The organism is Flavobacterium sp. (genome assembly GCF_049318185.1).
Classification (GTDB): domain Bacteria; phylum Bacteroidota; class Bacteroidia; order Flavobacteriales; family Flavobacteriaceae; genus Flavobacterium.
The window spans coordinates 1-4191 of record NZ_JBMOGV010000143.1 but is presented as its reverse complement, the minus strand read 5'-3'; the positions used below and the strand labels follow the sequence as shown (position 1 = coordinate 4191).

Below are 4191 nucleotides of genomic sequence, written 5' to 3'. Positions count from 1 at the left end.
TTTAGAAAATTGCGGTTTGTGATTCCTTAGGATGGTTAATATATTTTCTCTTGTTATCATTTAATAATGAATAACCATATATAAGTATCTTTTTTAACTTGAAATTTTTGAATATTACCGCAAACAGTTTCGGGCTTGGCGTAGGTGAGGATTCTGTTCGTTGAAATAGGAAAAAAGCTCGTTAGACTGCTTTGAAATGTATTTGTTTTTCATATTCATTATGTCAGGTTAAACCTGACATTTTACCTATAAAACATAATTATTTGTAAATGTTGCTGATAAAATGGCTTTTTTGTTAGCTTGGGTTTTTGTAGCATTCTGCTGCTTGCAAATTTGCCTATGTGCCGCTGGCTGAAATGTTTGTAGCCTGTTTAGTAGATTGACCTAAGACGAGTTGATTGTTTTAATTCAGATTTGAACAACAGACTATAAATTAAACCGCATACATTCAGGTCACCGCATATTTGGTTGATAATTACAGGTAAAGAGACATGATTTATCCGAAGCCGATTTATGGTGAACTTAAAATGGCATTATTTTTTTAAAAGTTTAAAAAGACGGCTAACAGTCACGCTGTTGAAATTTGTTATTCTGTTAATACGCAATACATATTTGATTTCTCCAAATACTTGATATTTAAATCTATGTATTTAGGATATTTCACTTTGTCAGCATATAGATTGTAGCCATTAATTAAGATTTGAGAGGAGGCAATATTTTTAGATTTGTATTTTAAGTTTACCGCTTCATTTAAAGGTTGTGAGATGATTATTGTATCTCTCAGCTGAACAAGGTAAATTCCTTCTAATGCAATAAACCCCATTTTTGAAATAACATCATTACAATGAAAGAACTGTATATGTTTTATTTTATTTTTTTCACGAAGGGTTTGAACATCCTTTTTTGTAAGTAGCATTGTGTCAACAGTTAAAAACAAAGGTTTAAAGTCTGGGTTAACAATACCTTTGTTCTTATATAGCGTGTCTGATTTTGAATTTATAATATTTCCGCATTCATCCCATCTACAAGAATTGCATCTAATTATACTATCTCCCAAATCAAATTCTTTGGTAATTGTGGTGCCTGCGCAATACTGAAGCGCTGTCTTCTTTTTAGATTTTTTTTGTCCGTAAAGAGTAAGACTCAAAAAAGTAAAAAAGGTTATAGTAAATAAGTTCTTCATAATAACTTGCACTTTTATCAGCTAATTGATAATGGGACTTTTACCAGAAATGCCCCATAAATTATTTTATTAGTAATGTCGGGGTGTTTTTATTTCATTTATTAAAATAGGGAAAGTTTTAGTTTTTTCTTTATTAGTCCAAAGACCAGTTATATAGGTTAATTTTTCACTACCATCATATAATGCAAACTCATCTTTCAAATTTTTATCCAATTCACTCCAATACTTGAATTCAAAATAGCCGGTTTCTACATTTTCAATTTTTTCTGTGAGCGTAATCTTATCATTTTGTTTAATACCGGATAAGGATATTTTTTGCAGTTTAGAATCATAAAAATAAAAGCCAGAAACTATTCCATTACTGGCAATATTAATTGCTAAGCTGAATGGATATTTTTTGTCTATTTTTCCAAAAACAAAAATATTTTCAGTGAGTTTAGTATTTAGTTTTCTGTTTTCTAAAAATTTCTCAAGAGGGGACTTCGAGAAATAATTACTTTCAAGTAACATATATCTTCCAACGTCATTCAAATATTGGCTGATGGTTGTCAGTTCAATTGATATAGAGAAGTAGGGTGAACATGCCTGCGCAACATGTGGAAAACAATCGGATATTAGTGAAATATAGACTTTCTTTTTATCTGCACTGTCTATTTTAATGTCGTAATAACTACAATAGGGCTCCATTTCTGCACATTTTTCTACTCCTTTAAATTCTTTTTTTACTCCAGCGAGCCAATATTTATGTATAAAGTCTACATAGCCCGACAATGAAAATAATGCCTGAAATGGAATCAATGGCATGTTAAGCATTTCTCCGGTTTGTAAATCAAAATAAACTTCATCATCAAGATAGCTTGGATAGGGGCCGTAACCTGATTCACCTTCAATTGATAGACAAAGGATATTTTGCTTTATCTCGTGAGAGTATTTTACATCATACCATTTAAATTCTTCTATTTCATTCTGCTTAAAGCTGTTAATCCAGAAATATTCAAGAATTTGTGAGTTGATTTTTTCAACTGCGGGGTTTTTTTGATTTTTTACATCCTTTATTTTCGGAATCTCAGAAATATTTTCCTTGTTAGATGTATTTCTTAATTTTATTTTTTGTACGATTATATCTTGTGATTTGCTGTTTGTGTAACCAAGCAACAATATTACTATGATTATATATTTCATTTGGAGATTGTTATTTGTGGAATCAATATAATAAGAGGTGGATTATCAAATAAGTAAATGGAGGCTCAAATAGCATAATGCGTTATGTTAGCTACTTAGAAATCAAGTGTTATGGCCATTAGATTCTTCCGGTTTTCTGCTTTTTAAGTTATCAATTAAAGAATTCAAGTTTTCCTTCTGTCTTTTTCTTAGGTTTTCCCGCTTTTTCTCACGTCTGACCTTCATTTCTTGGTTATAGTAATAAAAAATTACCAAAGACACGATTGCACCGAACAATAAACCAGGTATGGGTAGATTCATTATTTTAAAATATCATTAATAATTTCTAAATGATGATTGGTATGTATCTCCAGAAATTTTATCGTCTTGTTTAATCTCAAATTCCCAAAATAGGGGTGATCAAAATATTTGTCTGAACTCATGTTTTCTAACCCTTGAATTTTCAATGTTACAATTTTTAAATGTTCCAGCAAAGTTTGTTCATCATACGTTTTAGGAACAACCACTTTGGGTGCTTTTGCTCGCCCACGTGGAATTTTGTTCATGGTAAATACTACAATCCTTGGTAATTTAAAACTCCATGTATAATCGGCTGGATTTGATTTTTCTACTGCTTCAAGTATCATCTTATTTGTTAATAGAATGTGTTCAATATGCCAGCCTACATTCGATTTTGAAATCTCAGGATTATAATCTTCCTGGTTTGGAATTTTAGATTCAAGTTCTTTTACATAGTTTAGTAATTTATGCATCTTTTTAAGTTTAACTGATTGCTATTTGTAATTTTATGTGTAATCACTGTTTACGATTCACACTGGATCTGATTATTTTTTTTGTATATAATATGTCAAATATTCGTTTCGGGATTCTGCTGTTGTTGGTTTTTGGAGTTCTGGGGTTTGAAGAATTGTTTTATTACTTCCCAAAGGAGCGAAAATGTAAAAAAGAAAGCCATCCAAGTCGCATGAAAAACGTGATACTTCCATGAACGGGTTTCATCAAAAATGAATTGCTCGGCAATCAACCATGCGAAGAGCCAAAGAAACCAATTCAACATATAGGATACAGACCACTTTTGTAAAGGCTTCAATTCGCTAAACCATTTGCTATATTTTTTAATCATTGTTTTCAAAAGGTTACCTATTCAATTAATATGTTTTAAGTGTGTTGTTGAGGATGAACTTACTATAGTGTAATCATATTTTTGCCAAGTTGCCAGGATTTGCTTTAGTAATTTAAATTGTTTTTTTTAAGTTTTCTTGCCAATACTGCAAGGCCCGAACGCGAGTAGCTAAATTAAAATTTCTGAAGTTAATTGCCAAGAACAAAGCCCAAGCACCAAAGCCCATTTGCCAAAGACCAAAGACCAAGAACCAAAGACCAAAGACCAAAGCCCATCTGCCAAAGACCAACTACCAAAGACCAAGAACCAACTCCCAAAGACCAACTACCAAAGACCAAGACCCAACTTCAATTTTTTACCTAACCAGCTTTTCCGTAAAACCTCTGTTACCTACTTGTGCTCTCAATTAAAGCCACGGCTTCCTTTGGTGTTAAAATTGGTAATGAACTTATTTTAAAATCTTTTGTGTCTCTGGTAACAATGAGGTCTATTTTATTAATTGATTTTGCACAATGATATTGAATTGCATCTTCAAAATCTTTAAAGTCTGATGTAAGGGATTTATTTATGATCTCTTTAGTCAAATCAATCACATTAGTCCATTCACTTATTTCAGTTAATATTTTTATCGTTTCTGCATGGGTGAGTGATTGCCGTATGATGTAATAAATGTTATTATAAGAAACTGCTGAAATATAAATAG

At 31.4% G+C, this 4191-nt stretch carries 5 protein-coding genes; 1 reads left to right on the top strand and 4 read right to left on the bottom strand.

Features of this window, described 5'->3' with window-relative positions; all coding sequences use genetic code 11:
• Positions 1-586 precede the first annotated feature (586 nt).
• The 3 genes from ACOYLT_RS10365 to ACOYLT_RS10355 all read right to left on the bottom strand — a co-directional run bounded on the left by ACOYLT_RS10365 (position 587) and on the right by ACOYLT_RS10355 (position 3117).
• The gene (locus ACOYLT_RS10365; protein WP_422853776.1) at positions 587-1183 is read right to left on the bottom strand and encodes a hypothetical protein; all 597 of its coding nucleotides are present in this window, start codon (positions 1181-1183) and stop codon (positions 587-589) included.
• 69 nt (positions 1184-1252) lie between these two features.
• Positions 1253-2365 carry a hypothetical protein gene (locus tag ACOYLT_RS10360; protein ID WP_422853775.1) on the bottom strand — a complete coding sequence of 371 codons (1113 nt, stop codon included), beginning with the start codon at positions 2363-2365 and terminating at the stop codon, positions 1253-1255.
• A 299-nt stretch (positions 2366-2664) separates the two neighbouring features.
• Positions 2665-3117 (bottom strand): DinB family protein, encoded by a 453-nt coding sequence (locus ACOYLT_RS10355; protein ID WP_422853774.1) that lies wholly within the window; start codon positions 3115-3117, stop codon positions 2665-2667.
• Positions 3118-3680: 563 nt separating this feature from the next.
• Here ACOYLT_RS10355 and ACOYLT_RS10350 point away from each other — a divergent pair.
• Positions 3681-3851, top strand: coding sequence for a hypothetical protein (locus tag ACOYLT_RS10350; RefSeq protein ID WP_422853773.1), 171 nt, complete (start codon positions 3681-3683; stop codon positions 3849-3851).
• Positions 3852-3874: 23 nt separating this feature from the next.
• Here ACOYLT_RS10350 and ACOYLT_RS10345 read toward each other — a convergent pair.
• On the bottom strand, positions 3875-4191 hold a 317-nt coding region (locus ACOYLT_RS10345; protein WP_422853772.1), incomplete at its 5' end, for a type II toxin-antitoxin system VapC family toxin.